The following is a 21,232-nucleotide window of genomic DNA, read 5'->3' as shown; positions in this document are numbered from 1 at the left end:
AAGCGCGGATCGGTCCGGTCTCGGCGCGCCTTCGGTGGCCTGGCGCCGAACACTCAAGGGAGGGACCTCAGTCGAGATCCGGTTCGTCGGCTTCCTCAAGGATGCGGGCTGCGAGATCGTCGGCCCATGCGTCTGCCCAGCGGCGCAGGGCGGTGATGGTGGCCGCGTCGAGGCCGTAAGCGGCGAACGCCTCGTCGTCGGTCCGATCGGCACCCGCAAGGTTGGCCTGGAGGTCCTCGCGGTCGGAAGCGCCCACGGACACGGCGCAGGCCTAATTCCTCGAGCTCGGCGGTCTTCCGGCGCCGGGAGGCCGCGAACACGTCGATCAGGTCAGGAGGGGCACCTCGGTCGCCGAGCGCACGGACCCTCGTGCCGAGCACGTCCTCCTCCGCGAGGACGGGGCCGTAGCGGCTCTGCGCTGACGGGACGCCAGAAGATCTCCTTGGGGACGTCGCCCTCGCGCTCTTCCCCCGTGGCGGGGTCGGTGACGGTGAAGCGGGCCGCGGTCATACCGGACCACGCCACGGGCAACGGCAGTGCCACGTCCCCGTGCACGGGACCGCGCAAATCAGCGAGCGAGACCGGCAACCGCCGCCGGAACTTCTCCCGGTACAGCGCGAGGTCCTCGGTATACACATCGGCCGGATCCGGTGTCCGCGACGCTGATGTGTGAGCGCCGGCAGCCATGGACCCATGATGACGGTGCTCAAGGACAGGGGGCCCGGGCCGCGAGACGGCTGTCCGACAGAACAGATGCAGTCGCGAGGTGCGCGGCGAGCCAGGGCGCCGATGCGCGGCGCGGAGATCCCACGGCGCGCGGTCGAGGTCGGACTCACTCCGCTACCACCAGCGCGATCTCTCGGTTTCGCGACAGCAGGAACGGCGAGGGGTCGGGCATTCGCGCTGGATGGCGACTGCTCAAGCGTGTGAGGTCAGTCCTTGAGGAGAGAGATTGGTACTCCAGCCGTAGATCGCTGGTGCGACGTCCGACCGACCGCGCCTACGGGTGCGTGTCCGTGATCGCGATGACCTCGTCGAGGCGGTCCAGGGCAGCCTGCAGGTCGTCGACCTTGGCCTGGATGCGGTCACGCTCGGCGCGCAGCATGGCGCGTTGCTCGGCGTCGGTGTGCCCGGAGTCCCAGCACGGAAGGAGTTCCGTGATCCTTCGGCTGGTCAGGCCGGCGGCATACATCTGCTGGAAGAAGCGGACCAGGGTGATGGCGTCCTGCCGGTAGAGGCGCTGGCCGGATGGGCTGCGCTCCGCGATGAGCAACTCCTGCTGCTCGTAGTAGCGCACGGCGCGTACCGAGACGCCGGCACCCCGTGCCACCTCGCCGATGCGGATCAGCCGCTCAGCCGCGGCCTCTGTGACGGTCATGGTGATTCCTCTCACCCCGGCCCTCATGACCGGCGCTTGCCTCTGACGTCAGCGTCAGGTCTTAGCGTACCGGGCATGGATATCAACAACTCAGTTGCCCTTGTCACCGGAGCCAACCGTGGCCTGGGCCGCGCCTTCGCCCAGCGCCTGCTCGAACGGGGAGCCCGCAAGATCTACGCGACGGCCCGCCGACCGGAGACCGTGGACCTGCCCGGGGTAGAGGTGCTGCCCCTCGACATCGCCGATCCCGCATCCGTGAGGGCCGCAGCCGAGGCCGCCCCGGACGTCTCACTGCTCATCAACAACGCGGGCATCCAGACGGGGACCGACCTGGTGACCGGTTCACTGGACGCGGTACGGCACGAGCTGGAGACCAACGTGTTCGGCCACCTCGGAATGATCCGGGAGTTCGCGCCGGCGCTCGCCAGGAACGGCGGGGGCGCGATCGTGAACGTCCTCTCCGCCATGTCGTGGTTCGGGGTCAACGGCGCCAATGCCTACCACCTGACCAAGGCCGCCGCCTGGGCCATGACCAACGGCGTCCGCCTTGAGCTCGCCGAGCAGGGCACGCTCGTGACAGCGGTGCACCTCGGCCTGGCCGACACCGACATGGCCGCGGGCTGGCCCGTGGACAAGATCGCGCCGTCGGACCTGGCCGACGCGGCGCTCGACGGTGTAGAGGCGGGCTCCGCCGAGGTCCTCGCCGACCAGTGGAGTCGAGACGTCAAGTCCCGGCTGCCGCTGACGCCGGAAGAGTTCAACGCCGCAATGGACCGTGCCCTGGCGGCGCTGACGGCGGCCTGAGGGGATCCTCGGGCCGCACTGACTTCGGTCGGTTGCTTCTGAGGCCGGTCAACGAATACGGCTCTGACGCTGATCTCGTGACGCGGTAGGTGCCGGTGGACTCGCCGCCGCGGCCACCGGCCCGCTGTGGATGCAGTTGTATTGGCTCACGCGCCGTGACCTGATCCGCCGGGCCGAGGCCGCCGGTTTTCGCGCGCTGGTCCTCACCGTCGACGCGCCAGGGTGGCGTTCCGTCCGCGGGACGCCACCAACGGGTTCGCGGTGCCCCGGGCATCCGGGCATCCGGGCATCCGGGCTGTCAACGTGGCGCACGACGTGATGGCCGCCTCGCACGGCAGCCGGGACGAGGAGCCGGCCATCGCCCGGCAATCCAAGGAGCAGTTCGACGCCTCGATCACCCGGGAGGATCTCGCCTGGCTGCGCGAAGTGACCTCCCTGCCCCTGGTACTCAAGGGCGTGGTCACCCGCCTTCGGCCTGCACCGCGTGGTACGCAGCGGGGCCGAAGGCGCCTTGTCGTACGGTCGTTGGGAGCGCGGCGTCAGCCGACCTGTCCGGTCGGCCGCATGGTGATGTGGTTGATGTCCACGCCCGCGGGCTGATTGACGGCGAAGACGATCGTGTCCGCGACCTGCTCGGCGGTCATCACCGGCGCCTCGGGGGTGCCGCCGCGCTCGTCCCAGAACGGGGTGTCCACCACCCCGGGTGCGACGACCGTCACGCCGACCCCGTCCTTGCCGACCAGCAGCCGGGTGTTCTCGGCCAGTGCGTGCGCGGCCCACTTGGTGACCGAGTACAGGTTGCCAGGCGTGTTGCGCACCCCGGCGACCGAACCGATGATCACGATCCGGCCCTTGGACTCCCGCAGGTGTGGCAGGGTCTCCCGCACCAGCAGGGCCGGGCCCAGGACGTTGGTGAGGACCATGGCGCGCATGTCCTCGGGGGCGTGGCTCTCCAGGTTGCCGGGCAGTGAGAAGCCGGCATTGGCGATGACGTTGTCCAGTCGGCCCCACGCCTCCACCACGCGGCGCACGGCGGAGGCGACGTCGTGCGCGTCGCTGGTGTCGCCGGTGATCGTCAGCAGCCGCTCGCCCGCTGCGGCCGAAGCAGCGAAAGCGGCCAGCTTGTCCGCGTCACGTCCGGTGACGGCCACGCGGTGGCCCTGCTTGAGCAGGGCGCGGGCGGTGGCGGCGCCGATTCCGGTCGAGCCACCGGTGATCAGCGTGACGGGTTCCATGGGACGGCCTCCCTAGCGATGTGATCATCGGGGCTCCGCCAGGGCCCCGGATGCCGATGAACACGAGGTGGCGCGTGAGGTCGACCGACTCCAGGTCGCCGGTTCCCCGAAAGCCTGCACTATACCCAGCGATCTTCCCGCTAAGCCGGTACGCCATCGCTGACCGGCCATGATGCCGCACGAATGGGGCCGAACCCGCGCTGCTGGCCCCCCTGTTGGGACCTGCGCGGCGCGCAGGTCCCAGGCTGCGCTCACGCTGTCGGTGTCAGTGACGGCTGTGATCATGGCTCGCGTGTTCTTCGCGGAGTTTCGAGACGTTGTTACCTCATCTGGCTGGTGTCGTGGTGGAGTTGGACGAGCGGACTGCGAGGAGAAGACCATCTCTGCCCACCACGCCTGCGTCCGGACCGCGTTCGACAACATTCGACCGGCCGATTCGCCGACCAGCCACGACATCTGGCTGACGCCGCCGGCACCGGCTGCCGCGATGCTCGACGTCTGCGGACGAGAACGCCGAGGTGAAGATCGACCACACCACGACCGATCGCTTCTGCCAGGCGCTCGCCGCACAGGGCGGCTTCCGCGACGAGGGCCGGGAGCGGCAGGGCGACCGGGCCGCGCGGAGGAGGAGACCCCAACACGCCGGCCCCGCTCGAGGAAGCACTCGATACCTCCGCCCGCAAGCACTCCCGCGTGGTGGTCGACGTCTCGGGTGTCTCCTTCGTGGACTCCACGTTCCTGAACCTGTTGCTGCGTACCCATCAGATGACCTTGATCCGCGTGGCGGGCCCCACCCTCCAGCTGCGACGTTTGCTGGAGATCACCGGCGCCGACCACACCGTCCTCGACAACGAGCAGGGTCGGATGGCCGCCGGCCTCGGCCAGGCCGCTTGACCGCCCGGCCCGGAGCCGTTCTTCCTTGTGTGCACAGGCCGTACCGTCGAGGCAGTGCCCGAAGTCAGTACCGGCCCGGCCGGCCACGGTGCATGAGAAAGACACCCACACAGATGGGGAGCGCGGAGGCTACGGTGTCAGCACGATCCTGCCGAAGACCTCACCTGCGTCCATCTTCTGGTGCGCCAGCACGGCTCCGTCCAGTGGCAGCCGCTCGTGCACCACCGTTTCGATCTCACCGCGACTGGCTGCGGCGAACTGCTCGCTGCGCACGGCACGCCGGTCGGCTTGGGTGACGGTGGCTGCGCTGAAAGTGGCGAAGGACATCGACTTCTGGAACGCCGCCATGATCTTCGTGCCGAAGTCTGCGGGCGGCTGCCCTGCGACAGCGCCCACGGCCACCATGCGGCCGTTCGGGTTGAGCCTGTCGAAGAACGACGGCATGTCCTCACCGGCCACAACGTCGATGATGACGTCATAGCCCGCGGGAGCCCCTTCCCCTCCGACGCCGGAACGCTCCAGCACGTGGGTCGCGCCGAGACGGCGCAGTCGCTCGCCGCGCTCGGCCGACGATGTCGTGACCGCCACCGCGGCGGCACCACTGCGAGCGGCGAGCTGCACTGTCATGACCCCGATGCTGCCGGCCGCGCCACGCACCAGGACCGTCTCCCCGGGAGCGAAATGGGCGTGGCGAAGCCCGAAGTGGGCCACCACACCGGAGCTGCCGAGCGTCACCGCGTCGACGGCGGACAGGCTGCTGGGCAGGGGAAGGATCTCCTCGACCGGCGCGACGGCCTGTTCGACGTAGCCTCCGCCGGTGCCGGTGAAGCCCCACACCCGCCGGCCGATCCACGACTCGTCGACTCCGTCACCGACCGCGGTCACGGTGCCCGCCACCTCGCCACCCGGGATGTGGCCCTCCTTGTAGCCGTAGGCGGCCAGAGCCCCGCTTCGGATCACGGTGTCGACGCCACCGACGCCCACCGCCTCGGTGGCGATCAGCACCTGCCCGGCAGCAGGTGCGGGTACCGGCAGGTCGACAACAGCCAGACCTTCAGGACCTCCGTACGTCTGGATCACGATTGCCTTCAATGTCGTCTCCACGTTCTCGGACCGCTCAAGCACGATCCTGCTCCATAGCCGCAACCGATCGCCGCCTGGCGGGAAGGGGCTTCACACCGCGGCTGAGGATCGGTCCCAGTGCTGCGCGCCCCGATGATCTCGGCGAGCTTCTACGCTCCGGACGGTAACGGACGCCCCCGTCCGTTTAGGTAAAGTGAGAGTGGTGACCGACCATTTGCCTCATACCCTGCGTTCCGACGCGCTGGACAATCGCGAACGCATCCTCGACGCGGCCCGAGCGCTGTTCTCCGCCGACGGACTGGACGTGCCGATGCGGGAGATCGCGCGGCGTGCCGGGGTGGGACCTGCCACCTTGTACCGTCACTTCCCGACAAAGCAGATGCTGGTCGCCCATGCCTTCGCGGACCAGCTGCGCGCATGCCGCACCATTGTCGACGAGGGGTGCGCAGATCCTGATCCGTGGCGTGGCCTGCGCCTGGTGATCGAGAAGATCTGTGAGCTGCACGCCCGCGACCGGGGCTTCACCGAAGCCTTCCTGTCGACCTTCCCGGGAGTATCGGATGTCGCAGCGGGCCGTGAGTACACGGTGCGAGCAGTCGCCGAACTGGCCCAGCGAGCCAAGGAAGCAGGGCACCTGCGGTCCGACTTCGTCCTGGACGACCTGATTCTCATACTCATGGCCAACAAGGGGATCCACGCCACATCGGCCGCCACCCAGGTCATGGCCTCCCGACGCTTCGCAGGGTTGGTGATCCAGGCGTTCGAAGCCTGTCCTCAGCACGCACCACTACCACCAGCGGCGCGACTGGCCTCCGCAGCACTGCACGGCTTGCCGCAGTGAATGCCGGATTTACTGCGGCAGTGCCGGAAGGGCGGGGCAGGCAGGACGATCGAAACCGGTGACCGCACTTGGAAGCGGGGGCGCGCTTCGGCTGCCGGGCGCCCGAGTGGTGCCGCTGTCAGCCCCTCCGGCGTCGTACACCGCGGCGGTCGACCGGTACTTGACGGGTGCGGGCATCGCGAACTCCTCTGCGCTGATCTACCCGAACGCGAAGCCCTTGCCGAGGAGGAACAGCATGAAGGAGCCGGCTCCCAGGCTGTCTTCACCTGCTGGAGGAGGCCCCATCGCGGGACGGGCGCTCCTGTGCGGCGACCGGCTGATCAGCCCCAGGTCTTCAGCGCCTCGGCGACCTGGCGCACGTCGCGGCGTCCCTCGACGACGTCGGTGACCAACGCGATCGCTTCTTGGCTGTCGGTCTTGACCTGGATGCCGCTGGCGTGGAGGTAGGCGTAGGCGACCTGTGCGGCGAACAGTTCGTTCGAGTGCTCGAGAGCTGGGAGCGGGCGAGGGCATGCAGGAGTGCGGCGGCTCGGTGGTGTGCGGCCGGGTAGACCAGGGTCCCCATGACCTCGTGCCGGTGGCGGGCGACGGCGGCGGCCAGGGCGCCGAAGTCCGTGACATCTGGATCGCCGGGCACGAGGTTCTGGGCGATGTCGAGCAGCCATCGTTCGTCGATGAGCAAGACGGGTGCCATCAGGCTGCGTGGCTGCTGGAGCCGGCCCCGAATCGGTCGGCGAAGGCCTGCCCGTGTTCCTCTGCGAAGGCCCGTGCTCCTTCGAGGAACCGGGCGCGGTTGAGGTCATCGGTCAGTCGCCGACTGGCGTACTGGTCGGGGTCCTCGTGGTCGTCGGCGGCGAGACGCTGCAACTCCTCGTAGGTCTCGTCATCGATCATGATGCGGATTTCGCGGGCCATGCCCCCACGGTAGCGGGGCCCGCTCCCCGGCGGGAAGGAATCCTCGACGCTCAGGGCCGTGGGGCAGGCGCCGCCGGTGCGAACACACCGTGCTGAACTGGCCACTGATCACGAGCGCAGCAGGGGGAGAGATGACGGTAGAGGCAGAGCAGTTCCGCCAGGACGGACACCGGATCGAGATGTGGTCGGTGGGATGGATGCTGCTGTCGCTGGCAATGTGGGCGTGGTTCGGCTACCGATTCCTGCTGGACGAGGAGCGGGGACTCTTCGCACGTGCCGAGGACGTCCGCGTGCTGGTGGGCATACTCGCGCTGGCGGTCATCCCGACGATCATCGCGGCGGCGACCCTCGTATACGCCCGGGTCCTGTTCCGCCTGGGTCGCCGGACGGGAGTGGACGTCGGGTGAGAGATCCCGAGAGCTGAAGCGGGTGGGGGGCGGCGCCGCGAGGTGCCGCCCCCAGGACTGTCAGCCTGCGACGTGGATGCCCGGGCGGCGGGCAGGGTCGGGTTGGTGCTGGCGGATGATCTCGCGGGTGACGGGGGCGGTGTCGCCGCGGCCGAGGAGGAAGTAGCGGAACATGTGTGTCAGGGGGCTGCCTTCGGCCCAGGCGAAGTAGCAGTGCGGCTGGACGCCTGTGGTCTCGTGCAGGGTGAGAAGGATCGCGGCGATGGCGTTCGGTGCGGCGGGGGCCGCTGCTCGGAGGATCCGATGTCCGTCGATCTCGACGCCGTGGACGGTGAGGATCTCGCTGAAGTCGGAGGGGTCGACGACGTCGATCTCCAGGAACAGGATGTCGGCGAGGCCGGGCACCGGGTTGGTGGCACGCTGCTCGCGTTCCTTGTCCGCGTACTCGGCGGCGTCTCCGGCCTGGCGGCGGTTGGTGATGATGTTGATGGCGTTGTCGTGGGCGAGGGTGTCGGAGATGAACCGGCGGGCTGTCTCGTCGAACACGATTTTGTCCGCGCGCAGTTCGGTGGTGCGTGAGATCCGGGAGATCAGCGAGATGGTGATGATGCCGACGATGAACATCGCCGAGATGGTGATGCCGTCCGGCTTGTCGATGATGTTGGCCACCAGCGCGTAGAGCAGTACCGCAGTGAGCGCGGCGAATCCCACTGCCAGGGTGCGCTGGCGGCGACGCAGCGCGGAGACGGTGACGGCGAAGGCGCCGGAGACCATCATGGCGAGGATGCCCGTGGCGTAGGCGCCGGCCTGGGCGTCGATGTCGGCGTCGAAGGCGATGGTGATGATGACGCACAGGGCTGTGTAGACCAGCACGACGGGGCGTACAGCGCGGCCCCATTCGGGGGCCATTCCGTAGGCGGGGAGATAGCGCGGGACGATGTTGACCAGTCCGGCCATCGCGGAGGCGCCGGCGAACCAGAGGATCAGGATGGTGCTGACGTCATAGGCGGTGCCGAATGCCTCCCCCACGTGTTCGTGGGCCAGCCAGGCCAGGGCCCGGCCGTTGGCCGCGCCGCCCGCCTCGAACTCCTTGTGCGGAATGAGGACGGTGGTCACGAGGCTCGCGGCCAGCAAGTAGACGCTCATGACGAGCGCGGCCGTCGTGAGCAGTCTGCGGGCGTTGCGGATGCGGGACTTCAGCCGCTGCTCGGGGGTCTCGCCCTCGGCGGAGATGAGCGGCATCATGCTCACCCCGGTCTCGAATCCGGACAGCCCCAGCACCAGCAGCGGGAAGGCGAGCAGCGCAGGCCCGGCCAGGTCACCGAAGCCCCGGCCTTCGGTGAGTGCGCCGGTCCATGCCGAGAAGGCGTCCGGGCTGGTGAACACGTCCACCAGGCCGACGCCGATGGTCACCGCGTTGAGCACGAGGAAGACGGCGACCAAGGGGATGGCCACGCTCACCGCTTCGCTGAACCCGAGCAGGAACACCCCGCCGAGGAGCAGCAGGAGCGTCACGGTGATGACGACCTCATGGCCTTGCAGGGCCTGCGGGGCGTAGGAGCTCTCCACCATGTGCACGGAGGCGTCGGCCGCGGACAGGGTGATCGTGATGATCCACGAGGTCACCACGAACCCGAGCAGGACCAGGACGAACAGTTTGCCCCGCCAGAACGGCAGCAGGTCCTCCAGCATCGCCACCGATCCGGCCCCGTGCGGACTTTCCCCGGCCACCCGCCGGTACATCGGCAGCATTCCCAGCAGGGTGAGGACGACGAGCAGAAGCGTGGCCAGCGGCGAGACCGCCCCGGCCGCGAGGGCGGCGATGGCCGGTACGTAGGCCAGGCTGGAGAAGTAGTCGACGCCGGTCAGGCACATTACCTTCCACCAGGCATGAGACTCGCCGGCGCCGGTCTCCGCCGCAGGATTGACCGCCTGCACCCGGTGTCGCAGCAACCACCGCGCCAGCGCGCCGCCTTGGCGCTGCGGTGCGGCAGGTTCCTCCACCACGTCCACAGCGGCCAGCTCGTTCACTTCGGCCATATCCCCCAGCACCCTTCGATCCACCCGCCTGCCGGGCCCCACGGCCCCGCGACGATCACCGAGTATGCGGCCTCCCGGCGCCTTCGCCCCACGCGGGGGGACACTTCGTCGGAGAGCGCGCATCCCCGCCCTTCTTCCCCGCCGCGCACGTAGTGTGCGCGCCGTTCCAGGAAGCGTCTTCGCCTGCACGATGCCGGGGCGTGCGTCGTCGAAGGTCGCGGTCGCGGTTGCGGTTGCGGCCAGGCTGGGCGAGTTGCCGGCTCGAGCGCTCGTGGACCAGCGTGGCCGCCATGTAGACGGGTGGGCTCGAGGACAGACCTGGATCACATGCCGGCGGTAGTTCACTGAACCTGTCCGCCTCCAGTAGAAGGCGACAAAGAACTACACGCTCAATATTCGGCGGGACTGTACGGGTAACCCAATTGCAGTTTCATCCGGCGCCTCAAGCTGAAGAGCGCATCGAAGACGTACACATAAGGTCGACGTGGGCTATCGCCTGAAATGTGCGTCGCCGGAGGAAAAGTGGGCGACTCCATACCTCCTCCGGCGATGTGATATTTTTGCGACAGGAATGTTGGATAAGTAAATCTGTTGGCGGGTGGCGGGGATGTCGAGCTTTTCGGACTGGCAGGACAGGATGCTGCGATCGGTCTGGCGCCATGGGGACAATCTCCCCGACGAGGTACTGGAGTGGATGGCCGAGCTGTACAACGAGTCCGGAGAAGTCACCCAGGAAGCGTTCTGTGACCTGTGGACCGCGCGCACTTTTTCCATGGCGAGAGCAGCCTTCGAGGTGATCCGCAGGTCGGTGGAGAGTGAGATGGAGAAAGCGATCACCGGCGAGGATTTCTGCTACATCGACTACCTACGCGACCAGGATTTCGGTCCGGTCGGCAGGGTCCGCATTAAATCTGCGGAGGTCTCGACTCCGGACCGTCAGGAGGTTCTGAGCGCCATGGCGGAGGGGGTGCAGGAATTCGTCATGGGTCACTATGGCGTCGTCTGGCCCGTCTGCGATCGTCACGGCTTCGGCCTGCACGTGGACTTTCTTCACGACACCGCAGTATGGCACTGCGCGGGAGAGTCTTCGGACGGCCACACAGTGCGGGCTGTCGATCCCGCCGTCCCGCTGCAAAGCACGGCGCCGGCCGGTCCAGAGGGTGCTCAAGTGCCGTAATTACTCGGGATGTTGGTGATGCCCGGGAGCGGGTGCGCTCGGTTCTGGTTCGTCGCCGCCTCGTCTCCCACGGCATCGGAGTGAAGGGCTACTTCATTCTCGGCTTCCCCGGCGAGACCCAAGAGGACCTGAACGCCACCGTCCGGCACATCCGCGCCCTGTGGGACATCTCCGACCAGCATGCCGGCGACGTCCGCGCCAGTGTCTTCGAGTTCCGGCCCTATCCCGGCACGCCCGTGTGGAACACCCTGATCAAGGTCGGCTACGAGGTGGACACTCTTCCCGCCTACGGCGATGTAGACCTGACCGGCGACGGTGCCCCCGAGTCCATGCGGCAGCGCGACGAGTTCAACTTCTCCGTCGGCATCCAGTTCGGCGAAGTCCCGCTGCCGCAGATCCGGTCGACGCTCGCCCCGCTACCTGCCCACCACACTGGTCCTGCAACAACTCGACGGCGTCCCCATCAACTTCCTAATCGACGTCAACCAACACGTTCCCATGCCAGACCTGGCCGTGATCCTCACTGCCGAGCCGGGCCGGATCGCCACGCGCATCGCCGAACGCGGGATCACCCACCGGTGGCACCTCGATCCCACCGGTCCAAGCCGGGAAGTCGACCTCTACCGAGATGCGGCGGCCTACCTCAGGAGCAGAGGGGTCCAGGTACTGCTCCTCGACAGAACCCTCACCGAGCCCGAACAGCTCCAGCTCAAGACTGTCCGCGCCTGCCCCGAAATCGACGCCCTCACCCGGCACGTCCGCTCCTTCGCGACCATGCTCACCGAGCGCCAGGGCGAGCGCCTGCCTGACTGGCTCAACGCCGTCCGGCAGGACGACCTGCCCAGCCTCCACACCCTCGCGCCGGCATCGCCCGCGACCTCGACGCCGTCATCGCCGGACTGACCCCGGCCTGGAACTCGGGTGCCGTCGAAGGGCACGTCAACCGGATCAAGATGCTCAAGCGCCAGATGTTCGGCCGAGCCGGCTTCAAGTTGTTACGCAAGCGGGTACTACTCGCGTGAGCCAGCTGGCTGAGTTCCGGCTACTTCAGGAGCCGGAAACCGGACTGTTGGGCCCACGCTCGGAGGAATTCCGCCGAGCCATACGCCGCGGGCCACGGATCGGTCATCGTTGCGACGATGCCGGGAAGGCCGGCCACGATTGAAACCTGATCTTCTCGCAGTTCGGCGTTGGCGACACCACCGATGACATCCATGACAGCGGCGGTCAGCAGGGCCGTGACGAGGTGGTCGACAGGACGGTTGCAGAACGCAATGACGTCGACCGCGTGGGTGGGGGTGAAACCGATGAGGGGTGCCTGGTCGACTTCGTCGGCGTGCTCGGCCTCGAAGATGGCCTCGTCACCGATTCCAGGCCCCATGAGAGAGACCAGGACGGGCCGACGTCCGTCGACGTCCCCGGCATCCGTGATCTCGAAGCTCTCCGCGTGAATGTTCAGGTCGTACTCGCCTACCCGCTTCTCCTCAAACCGTGCCGAGACGCTAAGCAGGAACTCGCGGAGCCGCTGGATCGCCACGCGGGGGACGGCCTCCGCCAACTCGATCACCAACACCGGTCCGCTCATGGCTTGGAGCCTAGCCAGCCGGGACTGTCACCCCCAACCGATTACTCAGCGTGGCCGCGTCACAGAAGCTGAGCCAGAACCCCAGATGCTGACCAACCGCTGCTGGAACTCAGGCTCTGGTCCACTTCTTGTGGTGCGGTTACACGCTGTTCTCTATCGGGTCGTCTGCTGGGATGATCGCCTCATGCTTCGAGCGGGGGGCCTGTCATGAGTGAGTGGTCACCGGATGTGCTGGAGGTCCTGGAGGCTTCTGGATGGACGGCGGGCAGGCGGGTCGATACGGCCGGCTGGCGGTCCCGGTTCGAAACGGTCGGCCTCGTCATGCACGACGCTGCGGAGAAGTTTCTCCAGGAGTTCGGGGGGCTGTCCGTGAACCACGGCGGCCCGGGAATCAACCGCGCCCGGGAACCATTCGAGCTGGACCCGGGGCTGGCTTGGGCAGAGGGTGACCGGTTCTCCGAGTGGAGCGACTTCTTGGGGAGACGTTTCTTCCCGCTCGGCGAGCTTGATCACGGCCGATTCTTTCTGCTCAACAAACGTCCGCCGAGCACACGAAGGCCCCGGACAGAAGAACCGCCGGACTCGCAAGTGCAGGACCACCAGACGTCCCCCACGGATGCCGCTATTGAGGCACCTCCCTGGTCATCCCGCACTGCCGCAAGAAGGGCCAGGACGATCTCCCAGGTTGGAGGCGCCGTGTGACTTGGCGGTCCATTCAAGGAGAACGCAGCTGAGCGATCTTGTTACCGATGGTCGGCTTGCCAGTCACCGGGTTCGGCATCCCGGTGCGGGCTTCCGCCGCGTGGCCCGACAGGCGGGGCAACGGCGTGCGGGCCGGGGCGAAGACGCTGAGCTGCGCCGGGCCGCTGTTCGACGGCGCGCACTTCCTCCCCCAGCAGCAGGGCGACCCGGCCGAGGTCGCCGTACTCGACGGCGTCCTCGGCGGCCCGCACACGATCACCACACGCGGCTTCCCCGAACTGGACGGAACACCCGGCGGCACCCTCGAACCCTTCGGCCACCTCGCCGACACGCTCGCCAAGTCCAGCGAGAGCGTCGACATCACCCACCGGTCCGTGTGCTCTTTTTACCCTCCGTCAGCGCGGTCGCCATCCGGGACCTGCACAAGCAGGAAAACCACTACACCGACATCGACGAACTGGACCCGGAAGAGTCCGAACTCGACGACTTCCTCCTGTCCCAGACAACGACCGGCACGGGCCGCCTGCGCGAGGGATACGGGAAGACGGCGTCTCGGCTGCCGGGCCGCCTTCCGCCTGTTCGGCTCACCAACCGCCCGTTCATCAGCTCCGGAATGCTGGAGGAGCGGGAGACGGCTGCCCGCGTGCGGGTGGAGTGTCTGCGGGAGGAAGCCGCGCGGCTGGTGATCGCGTGGGAGGAGCTCGTCGAGGCCCTGGTGGGTCGAATTCGCGATCCCCGCACCTTCCGGTGGCCGATTCGGAGGTCCGCTCGGGTGGGGGTCAGACCCAGTTTCGGGCGGCCCTCGTCTCCGAGCCCCGCCCCCAGGTCACGCCACCGCGCACCCCTTGGTCATGAAGCGGACCCAAGACGCCGCATGCCTCCCTCGCCCGGAGCAGGACCATGCCTGACCAGCAGAATTCAAGGGATCACGTTCGGTTGAGATACGGCTTCTCACACCTTTAGGCCGATTGGCCGAAGGAGGGAGTGGCTCTAGAGGTGATCGGGCACCCATGTCCCGTCCGGCCCCCGGGCATCTTTGAGCTACTCCTCAGACCCCCATCGGAGCCTCGCATGGAACCAGTCGCCGTCCCCAGAAACTGTCCGTTCGACTATGCCGAGGCGCTCGAGTTCGACCCCGTGCTCAAGCACTTGATGACCGAAGAGCCCGTCTCCCGCATCCGGCTGCCCCACGGCGACGGCGAAGCCTGGCTCGTCACAGGCTACGACGACGTGCGCACGGTGACGACCGATCGGCGTTTCAGCCGAAGCGCCGTCATCGGCCGGAATTTTCCGCGCATGACCCCTGAACCCATCGTTCAGGACGAGGCGATCAACGTGATGGACCCACCGGGCAGCAGCCGCCTGCGCAGCCTGGTCTCCAAAGGCTTCGCGCCCCGCCACATGGAACGCATGCGGGTCCGCACCCAGCATGTCGTGGACGAACTGCTGGACCGGATGGAGGAACACGGTTCTCCCGCAGACCTCACCGAGCACCTGGCGGACCCCCTTCCCCTGGCCACCATCTGCGAGGTCCTCGACATCCCCGAGGCCGATCGCGCCCAACTGCGGTCCCACGCCCGGACCATGATGGACACGGCCGTCGACAACCGGGACAACGCCGTACAGGCCAAAGCCGACCTGCGTGCCTACTTCGAGAGGTTGACGGCACACCGGCGTGAGAACCCCGGCGAGGACCTGATCAGTGCTCTGGCCGCGGCTCGTGACGGAGATGAGATTCTCAACGACCAGGAACTGGCAGTCATGGCCATGGTCCTGCTCATCACCGGCCAGGACACCACCACCTACCAGATCGGGAACATCGCCTACGCCCTGCTCACCCGTCCCAAGGAGCTCGCCATGCTGCGCTCCGACCCTGGGATGCTCCCGCAGGCCATCGAGGAACTGTTGCGCTTCATCCCCTTCCGCAAAGGCGTCGGTATCCCCCGCGTAGCCACCGAAGACGTGGAACTGAGTGGGGTGACGATCCACGCAGGGGACATCGTGCACGTCTCCTATTTGACGGCCAACCGTGACGGACGGAAGTTCGACCGTCCTGATGAGCTGGATCTGGAACGCACTGGTCCGTCTCACATGACCTTCGGCTGGGGTGGGCACCACTGTCTCGGCGCTCCGCTCGCCACCACAGAACTGCAAGTCGCACTCGGAACCCTTCTGGAGCGCTTCCCCAACCTGCAGCTCGCGAAGCCGGCCGAGGAAGTGCGCTGGAACAGAACGTCGATCTGGCGCTATCCGCTCGCGTTGCCTGTCATCTGGTGACCGCGGCGCCCGGCTGCCGCCCGCGGCACTGCGCCCCGCACTGCCGGGCCCCGCGAGGGGGCGCAGTGCTCGGCTCCAGGTGTGAATCGCCCGCCTACCGACGATCAAGGGTGGTTTAACGGTCACATAGATCCCCATGCCTGCCGCCTTACCGCAGCCCCAGCACCACATCGCCGGGGCTCCCGATTCGGGATGGGTACGGCGCATTCCGGGATCGGGGAACCTGGTCATCGCGGAGCTCGCGGCTGCCGGCCCTCGGCCCAGGTCGGCCCCAGGCGGCCGCTCGTCGTCACGGCGCGACCGCGTCTGTTTGGTCCTCGGCCACCAGCCCCCGCCGGACGAAGACCGAGCCGCCCCTCCACCGAACCAGAGCCTTGGGGAATTACGTGAAGTCACCCCTGGGAAACACGGGCAAAACGGCAACGTGGCGCCGGCCCGAAATGACGCGAGCGTCCTCACCGCCTCGCCGCAGCCGAGAACAAGGATGTCACGGAGGCGCCGGTCGGGAGGCGGCCTGCAATGATCCGGAGCGTCCCGTTGTGCTTCTCGCTCGACGTGCGACGCTCACCCTCCCGTCGTAGCGTGAGTCGGACGGCTGATCAAGCCGTGGCGGGTCACTTTCCGCCCGCACGGGGAGAAGTCAATTCTTCGACATCTGCCCCAACCGCGCCCGTGCCCGGGGTATCGAAACCGGCGCCGGAACCCAACAGGTCTGTTCGCACCGTTTCCGCGCGGACGGATCCGGGTGGCTGCCGCCGGAAGACGAATAGCCCGCATCCGGCCAGGGCCCGACTATGTGGACCACGTCCGCGGGAGGCATTCCATGGCGGTTCTCTGCAAGCCTGCGATCCAGGTACCCGAGTACGTCATCACCAACGAAGAAACCCTCGAGCTGGCGCAACGGTTGCACGGCGACCATCCGCAGCTCGATCTGATCCTCAGCCTGATCGAGCACACCGGCGTGCAGAAGCGGCATCTGATCCAGCCTATCGAGAAGGTGCTGCAGCACCCGGGCTTCGACGCCCGCAGCACCATCTACGAGGCGCACACCAAGGCCCGCGTTCCGGACGTGGTGCGCCGGGCGCTCGACCAGGCGGAACTGGAGCCGCAGCAGATCGACATGATCATCTATGTCTCCTGCACCGGCTTCATGATGCCCCCGCCGACCGCATGGCTCATCGGCGAGATGGGCTTCCGGCCGCAGACACGGCAGATGCCGATCGCGCAACTCGGCTGTGCAGCAGGCGGCGCGGCCATCAACCGGGCACACGACTTCTGCACGGCGTACCCCGACGCCAACGTGCTCGTCGTCGCCTGCGAGTTCTGCTCGCTGTGTTATCAGCCCACCGATCTGGGCGTGGGATCACTGCTGTCCAACGGCCTGTTCGGCGACGGAATCGCCGCGGCCGTGGTCCGGGGCAACGGTGGCACTGGAGTCCGCCTGGAACGCAACGGCTCGTACATCATCCCGAGCACCGAGGACTGGATCTCCTACGCGGTCCGGTCCACAGGTTTCCACTTCCAGCTCGACAAGCGCGTGCCCGGGACCATGGAGCCACTCGCCCCGGCTCTGCAGGCTGTCGCGGAGCAGCACCAATGGAACGCCAGCAAGATGGACTTCTACATCATCCACGCGGGCGGTCCGCGCATCCTGGACGACCTGAGTCTCTTCCTCGACGTGCCACCCGAGGCGTTCCGCTTCAGCCGCGCCACGCTCACCGAGTACGGAAACATAGCCAGCGCGGTGGTACTCGACGCCTTGGCCCGTATGTTCGACGAAGCATCAGCCCTTGATGGCCACCGCGGCCTGATGGCCGGCTTCGGGCCCGGCATCACCGCCGAGATCGCCCTGGGCACCTGGACCGTGGAGTCCGAATCCTGACGCGCCGCCGTGCTGTCTCGCCGATGGGGACCGGGTCACTTTTCCGGGTCGGTGAACTCGGCTTCCAGGCCGTGGGCGCGGCGGCCGTTGTCGCGGAAGCAGACCTCGCCCGGGGCCACGGCAGGGATGTCGCACCGTTGCTGCTCAGTGGGCTCGCTCCTGGGCTTCGAAGAGGCGGGCGGCGTGCCGCGTGCGTACGACAGAATTCCTGTCATGCACGCTTACGAGGCCCCCGCGACCTGGACACGTGAACCGACCCGGCCCCGTTGGCAGTTGGTCCTGCGCTTCGCTGCCACCCTGGGGTGCTTCCCGGTGCTTTGCGCGCTGTGGTGGAGCAGTTCCTCGGCCCCGTCGGTTCGCCCGACCGCCCAGGCGTGAAATATACCGAACTGCGGGCGGCGAGAACGCGAGGAATCACAAGGACACCGGAACGGCTGACGAGACTGTCGGTGGCGGAAGACATAATCGCCACCGTCACGATCACCGAGCCGCCCGGGTCTCTGTTGTCCTCGCTGCATGATTTCGCCACCTGGGAGCCCCTGCTGCGGCTCCTGCGGACAGCCCACGCGGAGACCCTCGCAGCGCCGGGCGGCAACGTGGCGGGGAGTATCGGTCGGCGCTCGTGGAGCGTGCCTGTGCCGCAGCGGCGCCCGCAGGCCGGACACGCCCTACTGGTGTCGGACATGCAGGAGGAGTTCGACGCGATCGAGCGAGTGCGGAACACGCTCGCCGCCGCAGAAGCTGCCCACGTCGCGTTCACCGTGGAGATCACGCCTAGCGGGAAGGCCGCGCTTCATGTGTTCGATCCCAGCCCCGCTGCGGATCCTGGCCTCGGTAACGCCCACCCGGGGGCGCTGCTCCTGGTCGAGGGGGCGCTGCCCGAGCCGTGGCGCCGCCTGCCCGAGGCCATGCCCGCGGCGCGGTCGGCTCCCTCCGTGGATCTGACGCTGCTGGAACGGACGCTGCGCGAGCGGATACCCGAGGATCGGCGCCACCGAGGAGGAGATCGCCGCGACGGATGCCCGCCGGGAGTGGCACTGCCCGAGGAGATCAAGGTGCTCTATCGGGTGACCCGCGCGCGGTGGGCGGACTGGGGTGACGACCACGAGGCGGCGCAGCGCGTCTTCGACGCGGTGGGCTTCGAGCTGGGCTCCCTGGACGACATCTCCACCGCCGACAGATCGTGCCGTCCGTTCCGTTGGGAACACGCGGCGATGAAGGCGGCTGCCACCAGGCTGGACGCAGCAGTGCAGGACCTGGTCGGCTCCCCCGGATGGATCGTCATAGGTGACACCGGCGGCGGGAATCTGGTCGCCGTCGACCTGACGCCGGGCCCGAGCGGCCACACCGGGCAGATCATCGTGCTCGACCAAGAGCAGAGCGTCGGGGCCGACCTGTTCGCCGAATCCCTCACCAGCCTGGTTCAGGATCCGGTACGGGACTGGTACTCCGGCCACCGCCGTAACGAACTCCCCTACGTGGCATGGGTCAACCACGGGAGCCTCAGGAGCATAGAGGCCGCAGCCCACCCCGAACTGGAGGCGCTGAGCCTAGGCGTCTGGGACGGCGAACCGTTCAGCCTGGCACCCGCCATCGGGCTGCCACGCCTGCGTACCCTCTCCTGCTACCCCGGGACGCTCGCCGACCCGTTGGAGATCGCCGGGCTGACAGGGCTGGAGTTCCTCGAACTCACACCGGAGGACTGGCGCGTCCTGCTCGACGCCGGTGCTGTCCCGCGCAGCCTGTCCGCCGCCGCTGTCACGGCGTATGGCGACCGCGATCCGCGCGTGACCGTCGCCCTGGCGAACGAGATCCTCGCTCTCGGGATCGTCCCCCGATCACCGAGACCGTTGTCCACGGCGACCTCGGCCCCCGTAGCAACCGTGCCAGTGATGCTGAGCGCTCGCCGGGCTGGAGACCTCCGGACGGCGCAGGATGCTGGGCAAACTGCGCTGGCACATGGCATACATGGAATCCAGCGAGGAGATGCGAGCCTGCCTGGCCGGCCCCTTCCTGATCGGCCGGTACCGAAAACTGGCCGCATCAGTCAGCGCCACTGAGCGCAAGGCCGCCAACACGGGCGCGTGGATGGGGCTGGCCGGCGCTGTTGCCGGCGGGGTCGCCTCAATCGCAGTGTGGGCAGCGCTGCTGTGGCTCCTGGCCTCCGGCCGCATGAGCCTGGCAGCCGGAGGCGGTGCCGTCTTCGCCCTCCAGACGGCCACCGGCTCCGTGCGCGGCATCATCAACGGCGGAGCCCGCCTGGTACGCACCGGCTGGTACGTACAGGACTGGCAGAACTTCCTCGACAACGCCCACGGCCAGGCGATGACCGACTCCCGCGGCACCGCGTCCCTGCCCGCCGCCCCGGAACGCTTCGAGGTCCGTGACGTGACGTACCGCTACGACGGCGCCCCGAAGGACAGCCTAATCGGCGTCTCCCTCCACGTGCGGCGCGGCGAGATCGTGGCGCTGGTCGGGGAGAACGGCTCCGGCAAGACGACCCTCTCGCGCCTTTTGTGCGGGCTGCTGCTGCCCACCGAAGGCGAGGTGGCCTGGGACCACGCCCGCACGGCGGACCTGAACCCGTGGGAGGCGTGGAAGCACGTCGCTTTGGTCCCGCAGAAGTTCACGTACCTGCCGCTGACGATGCGCGACAACATCACGTTCGGGCAGGGCGACACCAGCGACGCGGCCCTGCTCGCCGCATGCGAGGCGTCCGGCGCCGCACAGATGCTGCCGGGCCTCCGCTCCGGCCTGAACACCCTGCTCACCAGCGAGTGGTTCGGCGGACAGCAGCTCTCCGGCGGCCAGTTGCAGCGCCTCGTCCTCACCCGCGCCTTCCACCGGCAGGCGGCGCTCCTGGTGATGGATGAACCCACGGCAGCCCTCGACGCACGCGCGGAGCACCGGATCTTCGCCGGCCTGCGCGAACTGGCCAAGGACCGCGCCATTTTGCTGATCACGCACCGACTCACCAATGTGGCCGTCGCCGACCGGATCGTGGTCCTGGACGAAGGGCGGATCGTCCAGGAGGGCACCTACGCCCAGCTCACACAGGAACCGGGGCTCTTCCGGACCTTGTGGGACCCGCAGCGCCGGATGAGCGGCGACGCCGCCTGATCACCACAGCCCGGTTCACACCGTACACACGCCGTCCGGAAAGGCAGAAGCCACATGACCTCTCCCGTCTCCGCTTCAGGTCACACCGCACCGCGCGCCGCCCCGCCCTCAGCGCAGTACGCAGCGTCCCGGCACGCGGTGTGGCTCGGCGCTGCCGCGATCATCACCGACCAGGTGGGCCGCGTCCTGCTGGTGCACCCCACCTACCGCAAGGACGACTCGTGGTTGCTGCCCGGAGGCGTCGTCGAACCCGGCGAACACCCGCGTCACCTGCCGACGCGAGATCACCGAGGAACTGGGCCTGGCAGACCTGCCCCTGACAGGCGTGCTCGCCGTCCACTCCCTCTCGCCGCACCACCCCGACATCCAGCCCAGCATGCCCTGCCCCGGAGAGATCCGCTACGTCTTCGACGGCGGAACGCTCACGCCGTCGCCGGTGAAGCTCGCCCTGAGCAGCCGCGGCGGACTATCTCGACGTGGCGACTACTCAAACGGGGCGCGGGCCCGGACAGAGACTCCTGTCCTGGGATCCCAGTCGGCGAAGAGGGTGAGACTCCGCATCGTGAGCACGAACCGCAGGATTGCTGGCGGGTCGCCCCCGTACCGGTCCACGACCTGCATGGTCACGTCCTCAGGCAAACTGATACCTCGGTCGCGCAGCACCGCAGCGCCGTTGGTGCGTAGTTCGTCGACGAGAGCAGGCGAATCCATGAAATCGCTCAAGAGGGTGAGTACGTTTTCGTCGCGGCCCAGTTGGATCATGGTGGCGTGAACTCTCGCCCGCAGAGGGCTTGACGGCTCGTCATTGTGCCGAAGCGCGGCCTCATGGCCTTGAAGGGCGTTCTCAAGGTGGTCGCGCTGCAGTGCGGAAATCGGCATAGCGTCCTCCCAG

The 21,232-nt window shown here is 67.9% G+C and carries 19 protein-coding genes and 4 pseudogenes; 14 read left to right on the top strand and 9 right to left on the bottom strand.

Annotated elements, in window-relative coordinates; genetic code table 11:
- Positions 1-67 precede the first annotated feature (67 nt).
- Entirely contained in the window at positions 68-256 is a 189-nt protein-coding gene (locus ACFVYS_RS33590) for a hypothetical protein (protein WP_389508247.1), read from the bottom strand.
- 744 nt (positions 257-1,000) lie between these two features.
- Entirely contained in the window at positions 1,001-1,378 is a 378-nt protein-coding gene (locus tag ACFVYS_RS33585) for a MerR family transcriptional regulator (RefSeq protein ID WP_389508245.1), read from the bottom strand.
- Between the two features lie 75 nt (positions 1,379-1,453).
- Here ACFVYS_RS33585 and ACFVYS_RS33580 point away from each other — a divergent pair, with 75 nt between their 5' ends.
- The 3 genes and pseudogenes from ACFVYS_RS33580 (at position 1,454) to ACFVYS_RS33570 (ending at position 2,782) form a co-directional block, all read left to right on the top strand.
- A complete protein-coding gene (locus ACFVYS_RS33580; protein ID WP_389508243.1) occupies positions 1,454-2,182 on the top strand; it encodes an SDR family oxidoreductase in 729 nt (242 codons plus the stop codon).
- A gap of 115 nt (positions 2,183-2,297) precedes the next feature.
- Positions 2,298-2,501 (top strand): annotated as a pseudogene (locus tag ACFVYS_RS33575) (alpha-hydroxy-acid oxidizing protein); the annotation flags it as partial.
- Complete coding sequence (locus ACFVYS_RS33570; protein ID WP_389508241.1) at positions 2,405-2,782, top strand: alpha-hydroxy-acid oxidizing protein; 378 nt, start codon at positions 2,405-2,407, stop codon at positions 2,780-2,782. The pseudogene ACFVYS_RS33575 and the gene ACFVYS_RS33570, both read left to right, overlap by 97 nt.
- Here ACFVYS_RS33570 and ACFVYS_RS33565 read toward each other — a convergent pair.
- The gene (locus tag ACFVYS_RS33565; RefSeq protein WP_389508239.1) at positions 2,722-3,417 is read right to left on the bottom strand and encodes an SDR family oxidoreductase; all 696 of its coding nucleotides are present in this window, start codon (positions 3,415-3,417) and stop codon (positions 2,722-2,724) included. The two genes, ACFVYS_RS33570 and ACFVYS_RS33565, sit on opposite strands and share 61 nt — an antisense overlap.
- 543 nt (positions 3,418-3,960) lie before the next feature.
- Between ACFVYS_RS33565 and ACFVYS_RS33560 the strand changes: the two genes are divergently transcribed.
- Positions 3,961-4,311, top strand: a complete 351-nt coding sequence (locus tag ACFVYS_RS33560; RefSeq protein ID WP_389508285.1) for an STAS domain-containing protein — start codon at positions 3,961-3,963, stop codon at positions 4,309-4,311.
- 129 nt (positions 4,312-4,440) lie between these two features.
- Here the strand turns inward: ACFVYS_RS33560 and ACFVYS_RS33555 are convergent, their stop codons facing one another.
- On the bottom strand, positions 4,441-5,403 hold the full coding sequence (locus ACFVYS_RS33555; protein ID WP_389508283.1) for a zinc-binding dehydrogenase: 963 nt from the start codon (positions 5,401-5,403) through the stop codon (positions 4,441-4,443).
- 193 nt (positions 5,404-5,596) lie between these two features.
- On the opposite strand from ACFVYS_RS33555, the gene ACFVYS_RS33550 reads away from it, so the two are divergent.
- Entirely contained in the window at positions 5,597-6,235 is a 639-nt protein-coding gene (locus ACFVYS_RS33550) for a TetR/AcrR family transcriptional regulator (protein WP_389508237.1), read from the top strand.
- A 693-nt stretch (positions 6,236-6,928) separates the two neighbouring features.
- Here ACFVYS_RS33550 and ACFVYS_RS33545 read toward each other — a convergent pair.
- On the bottom strand, positions 6,929-7,150 hold the full coding sequence (locus tag ACFVYS_RS33545; RefSeq protein WP_389508235.1) for a hypothetical protein: 222 nt from the start codon (positions 7,148-7,150) through the stop codon (positions 6,929-6,931).
- A 131-nt stretch (positions 7,151-7,281) separates the two neighbouring features.
- Here ACFVYS_RS33545 and ACFVYS_RS33540 point away from each other — a divergent pair, with 131 nt between their 5' ends.
- Positions 7,282-7,557, top strand: coding sequence for a hypothetical protein (locus tag ACFVYS_RS33540; protein ID WP_389508233.1), 276 nt, complete (start codon positions 7,282-7,284; stop codon positions 7,555-7,557).
- A gap of 60 nt (positions 7,558-7,617) precedes the next feature.
- Here ACFVYS_RS33540 and ACFVYS_RS33535 read toward each other — a convergent pair whose 3' ends face one another.
- Complete coding sequence (locus ACFVYS_RS33535; RefSeq protein WP_389508231.1) at positions 7,618-9,597, bottom strand: amino acid transporter; 1,980 nt, start codon at positions 9,595-9,597, stop codon at positions 7,618-7,620.
- Positions 9,598-10,204: 607 nt separating this feature from the next.
- On the opposite strand from ACFVYS_RS33535, the gene ACFVYS_RS33530 reads away from it, so the two are divergent.
- Both ACFVYS_RS33530 and ACFVYS_RS33525 read left to right on the top strand, forming a co-directional pair.
- Complete coding sequence (locus ACFVYS_RS33530) at positions 10,205-10,774, top strand: hypothetical protein (protein ID WP_389508230.1); 570 nt, start codon at positions 10,205-10,207, stop codon at positions 10,772-10,774.
- 498 nt (positions 10,775-11,272) lie between these two features.
- Entirely contained in the window at positions 11,273-11,677 is a 405-nt protein-coding gene (locus ACFVYS_RS33525; protein WP_389508228.1) for a hypothetical protein, read from the top strand.
- 139 nt (positions 11,678-11,816) lie between these two features.
- Here the strand turns inward: ACFVYS_RS33525 and ACFVYS_RS33520 are convergent, their stop codons facing one another.
- Positions 11,817-12,359, bottom strand: a complete 543-nt coding sequence (locus tag ACFVYS_RS33520; protein ID WP_389508226.1) for a DUF6368 family protein — start codon at positions 12,357-12,359, stop codon at positions 11,817-11,819.
- Positions 12,360-12,566: 207 nt separating this feature from the next.
- Between ACFVYS_RS33520 and ACFVYS_RS33515 the strand changes: the two genes are divergently transcribed.
- The 3 genes from ACFVYS_RS33515 to ACFVYS_RS33505 all read left to right on the top strand — a co-directional run bounded on the left by ACFVYS_RS33515 (position 12,567) and on the right by ACFVYS_RS33505 (position 17,220).
- Complete coding sequence (locus ACFVYS_RS33515; protein ID WP_389508224.1) at positions 12,567-13,061, top strand: SUKH-3 domain-containing protein; 495 nt, start codon at positions 12,567-12,569, stop codon at positions 13,059-13,061.
- A 1,071-nt stretch (positions 13,062-14,132) separates the two neighbouring features.
- A complete protein-coding gene (locus ACFVYS_RS33510; RefSeq protein ID WP_389508222.1) occupies positions 14,133-15,338 on the top strand; it encodes a cytochrome P450 in 1,206 nt (401 codons plus the stop codon).
- An 823-nt stretch (positions 15,339-16,161) separates the two neighbouring features.
- The gene (locus ACFVYS_RS33505) at positions 16,162-17,220 is read left to right on the top strand and encodes a type III polyketide synthase (protein ID WP_389508220.1); all 1,059 of its coding nucleotides are present in this window, start codon (positions 16,162-16,164) and stop codon (positions 17,218-17,220) included.
- 35 nt (positions 17,221-17,255) lie between these two features.
- Here the strand turns inward: ACFVYS_RS33505 and ACFVYS_RS33500 are convergent, their stop codons facing one another.
- Positions 17,256-17,435, bottom strand: coding sequence for a hypothetical protein (locus ACFVYS_RS33500; protein WP_389508218.1), 180 nt, complete (start codon positions 17,433-17,435; stop codon positions 17,256-17,258).
- A gap of 288 nt (positions 17,436-17,723) precedes the next feature.
- On the opposite strand from ACFVYS_RS33500, the pseudogene ACFVYS_RS33495 reads away from it, so the two are divergent.
- The 3 pseudogenes from ACFVYS_RS33495 to ACFVYS_RS33485 all read left to right on the top strand — a co-directional run.
- A pseudogene (locus ACFVYS_RS33495) lies at positions 17,724-19,093 on the top strand (SMI1/KNR4 family protein); the annotation flags it as partial.
- A 29-nt stretch (positions 19,094-19,122) separates the two neighbouring features.
- A pseudogene (locus tag ACFVYS_RS33490) lies at positions 19,123-20,340 on the top strand (ATP-binding cassette domain-containing protein); the annotation flags it as partial.
- Positions 20,341-20,394: 54 nt separating this feature from the next.
- A pseudogene (locus tag ACFVYS_RS33485) lies at positions 20,395-20,550 on the top strand (NUDIX hydrolase); the annotation flags it as partial.
- 273 nt (positions 20,551-20,823) lie between these two features.
- Here ACFVYS_RS33485 and ACFVYS_RS33480 read toward each other — a convergent pair.
- Positions 20,824-21,219: a hypothetical protein gene (locus ACFVYS_RS33480; RefSeq protein ID WP_389508291.1), complete on the bottom strand. Its 396-nt coding sequence runs from the start codon at positions 21,217-21,219 to the stop codon at positions 20,824-20,826.
- Between the last annotated feature and the right edge of the window lie 13 nt (positions 21,220-21,232).

Source organism: Streptomyces sp. NPDC058295, assembly GCF_042880655.1.
Classification (GTDB): domain Bacteria; phylum Actinomycetota; class Actinomycetes; order Streptomycetales; family Streptomycetaceae; genus Streptomyces; species Streptomyces coriariae.
The sequence above is the reverse complement of the archived record's forward strand: the minus strand, read 5'-3'. Positions and strand labels throughout refer to the sequence as shown.

What these genes read in the sequence shown, in the direction of transcription:
- ACFVYS_RS33585 (WP_389508245.1), bottom strand. Translation starts at nt 1,378, where the DNA reads ATGACCGTCACAGAGGCCGCGGCTGAGCGGCTGATCCGCATCGGCGAG.
- ACFVYS_RS33580 (WP_389508243.1), top strand. Translation starts at nt 1,454, where the DNA reads ATGGATATCAACAACTCAGTTGCCCTTGTCACCGGAGCCAACCGTGGC.
- ACFVYS_RS33565 (WP_389508239.1), bottom strand. Translation starts at nt 3,417, where the DNA reads ATGGAACCCGTCACGCTGATCACCGGTGGCTCGACCGGAATCGGCGCC.
- ACFVYS_RS33545 (WP_389508235.1), bottom strand. Translation starts at nt 7,150, where the DNA reads ATGGCCCGCGAAATCCGCATCATGATCGATGACGAGACCTACGAGGAG.
- ACFVYS_RS33540 (WP_389508233.1), top strand. Translation starts at nt 7,282, where the DNA reads ATGACGGTAGAGGCAGAGCAGTTCCGCCAGGACGGACACCGGATCGAG.
- ACFVYS_RS33535 (WP_389508231.1), bottom strand. Translation starts at nt 9,597, where the DNA reads ATGGCCGAAGTGAACGAGCTGGCCGCTGTGGACGTGGTGGAGGAACCT.
- ACFVYS_RS33530 (WP_389508230.1), top strand. Translation starts at nt 10,205, where the DNA reads ATGTCGAGCTTTTCGGACTGGCAGGACAGGATGCTGCGATCGGTCTGG.
- ACFVYS_RS33525 (WP_389508228.1), top strand. Translation starts at nt 11,273, where the DNA reads ATGCCAGACCTGGCCGTGATCCTCACTGCCGAGCCGGGCCGGATCGCC.
- ACFVYS_RS33520 (WP_389508226.1), bottom strand. Translation starts at nt 12,359, where the DNA reads ATGAGCGGACCGGTGTTGGTGATCGAGTTGGCGGAGGCCGTCCCCCGC.
- ACFVYS_RS33515 (WP_389508224.1), top strand. Translation starts at nt 12,567, where the DNA reads ATGAGTGAGTGGTCACCGGATGTGCTGGAGGTCCTGGAGGCTTCTGGA.
- ACFVYS_RS33510 (WP_389508222.1), top strand. Translation starts at nt 14,133, where the DNA reads ATGGAACCAGTCGCCGTCCCCAGAAACTGTCCGTTCGACTATGCCGAG.
- ACFVYS_RS33505 (WP_389508220.1), top strand. Translation starts at nt 16,162, where the DNA reads ATGGCGGTTCTCTGCAAGCCTGCGATCCAGGTACCCGAGTACGTCATC.
- ACFVYS_RS33500 (WP_389508218.1), bottom strand. Translation starts at nt 17,435, where the DNA reads ATGACAGGAATTCTGTCGTACGCACGCGGCACGCCGCCCGCCTCTTCG.
- ACFVYS_RS33480 (WP_389508291.1), bottom strand. Translation starts at nt 21,219, where the DNA reads ATGCCGATTTCCGCACTGCAGCGCGACCACCTTGAGAACGCCCTTCAA.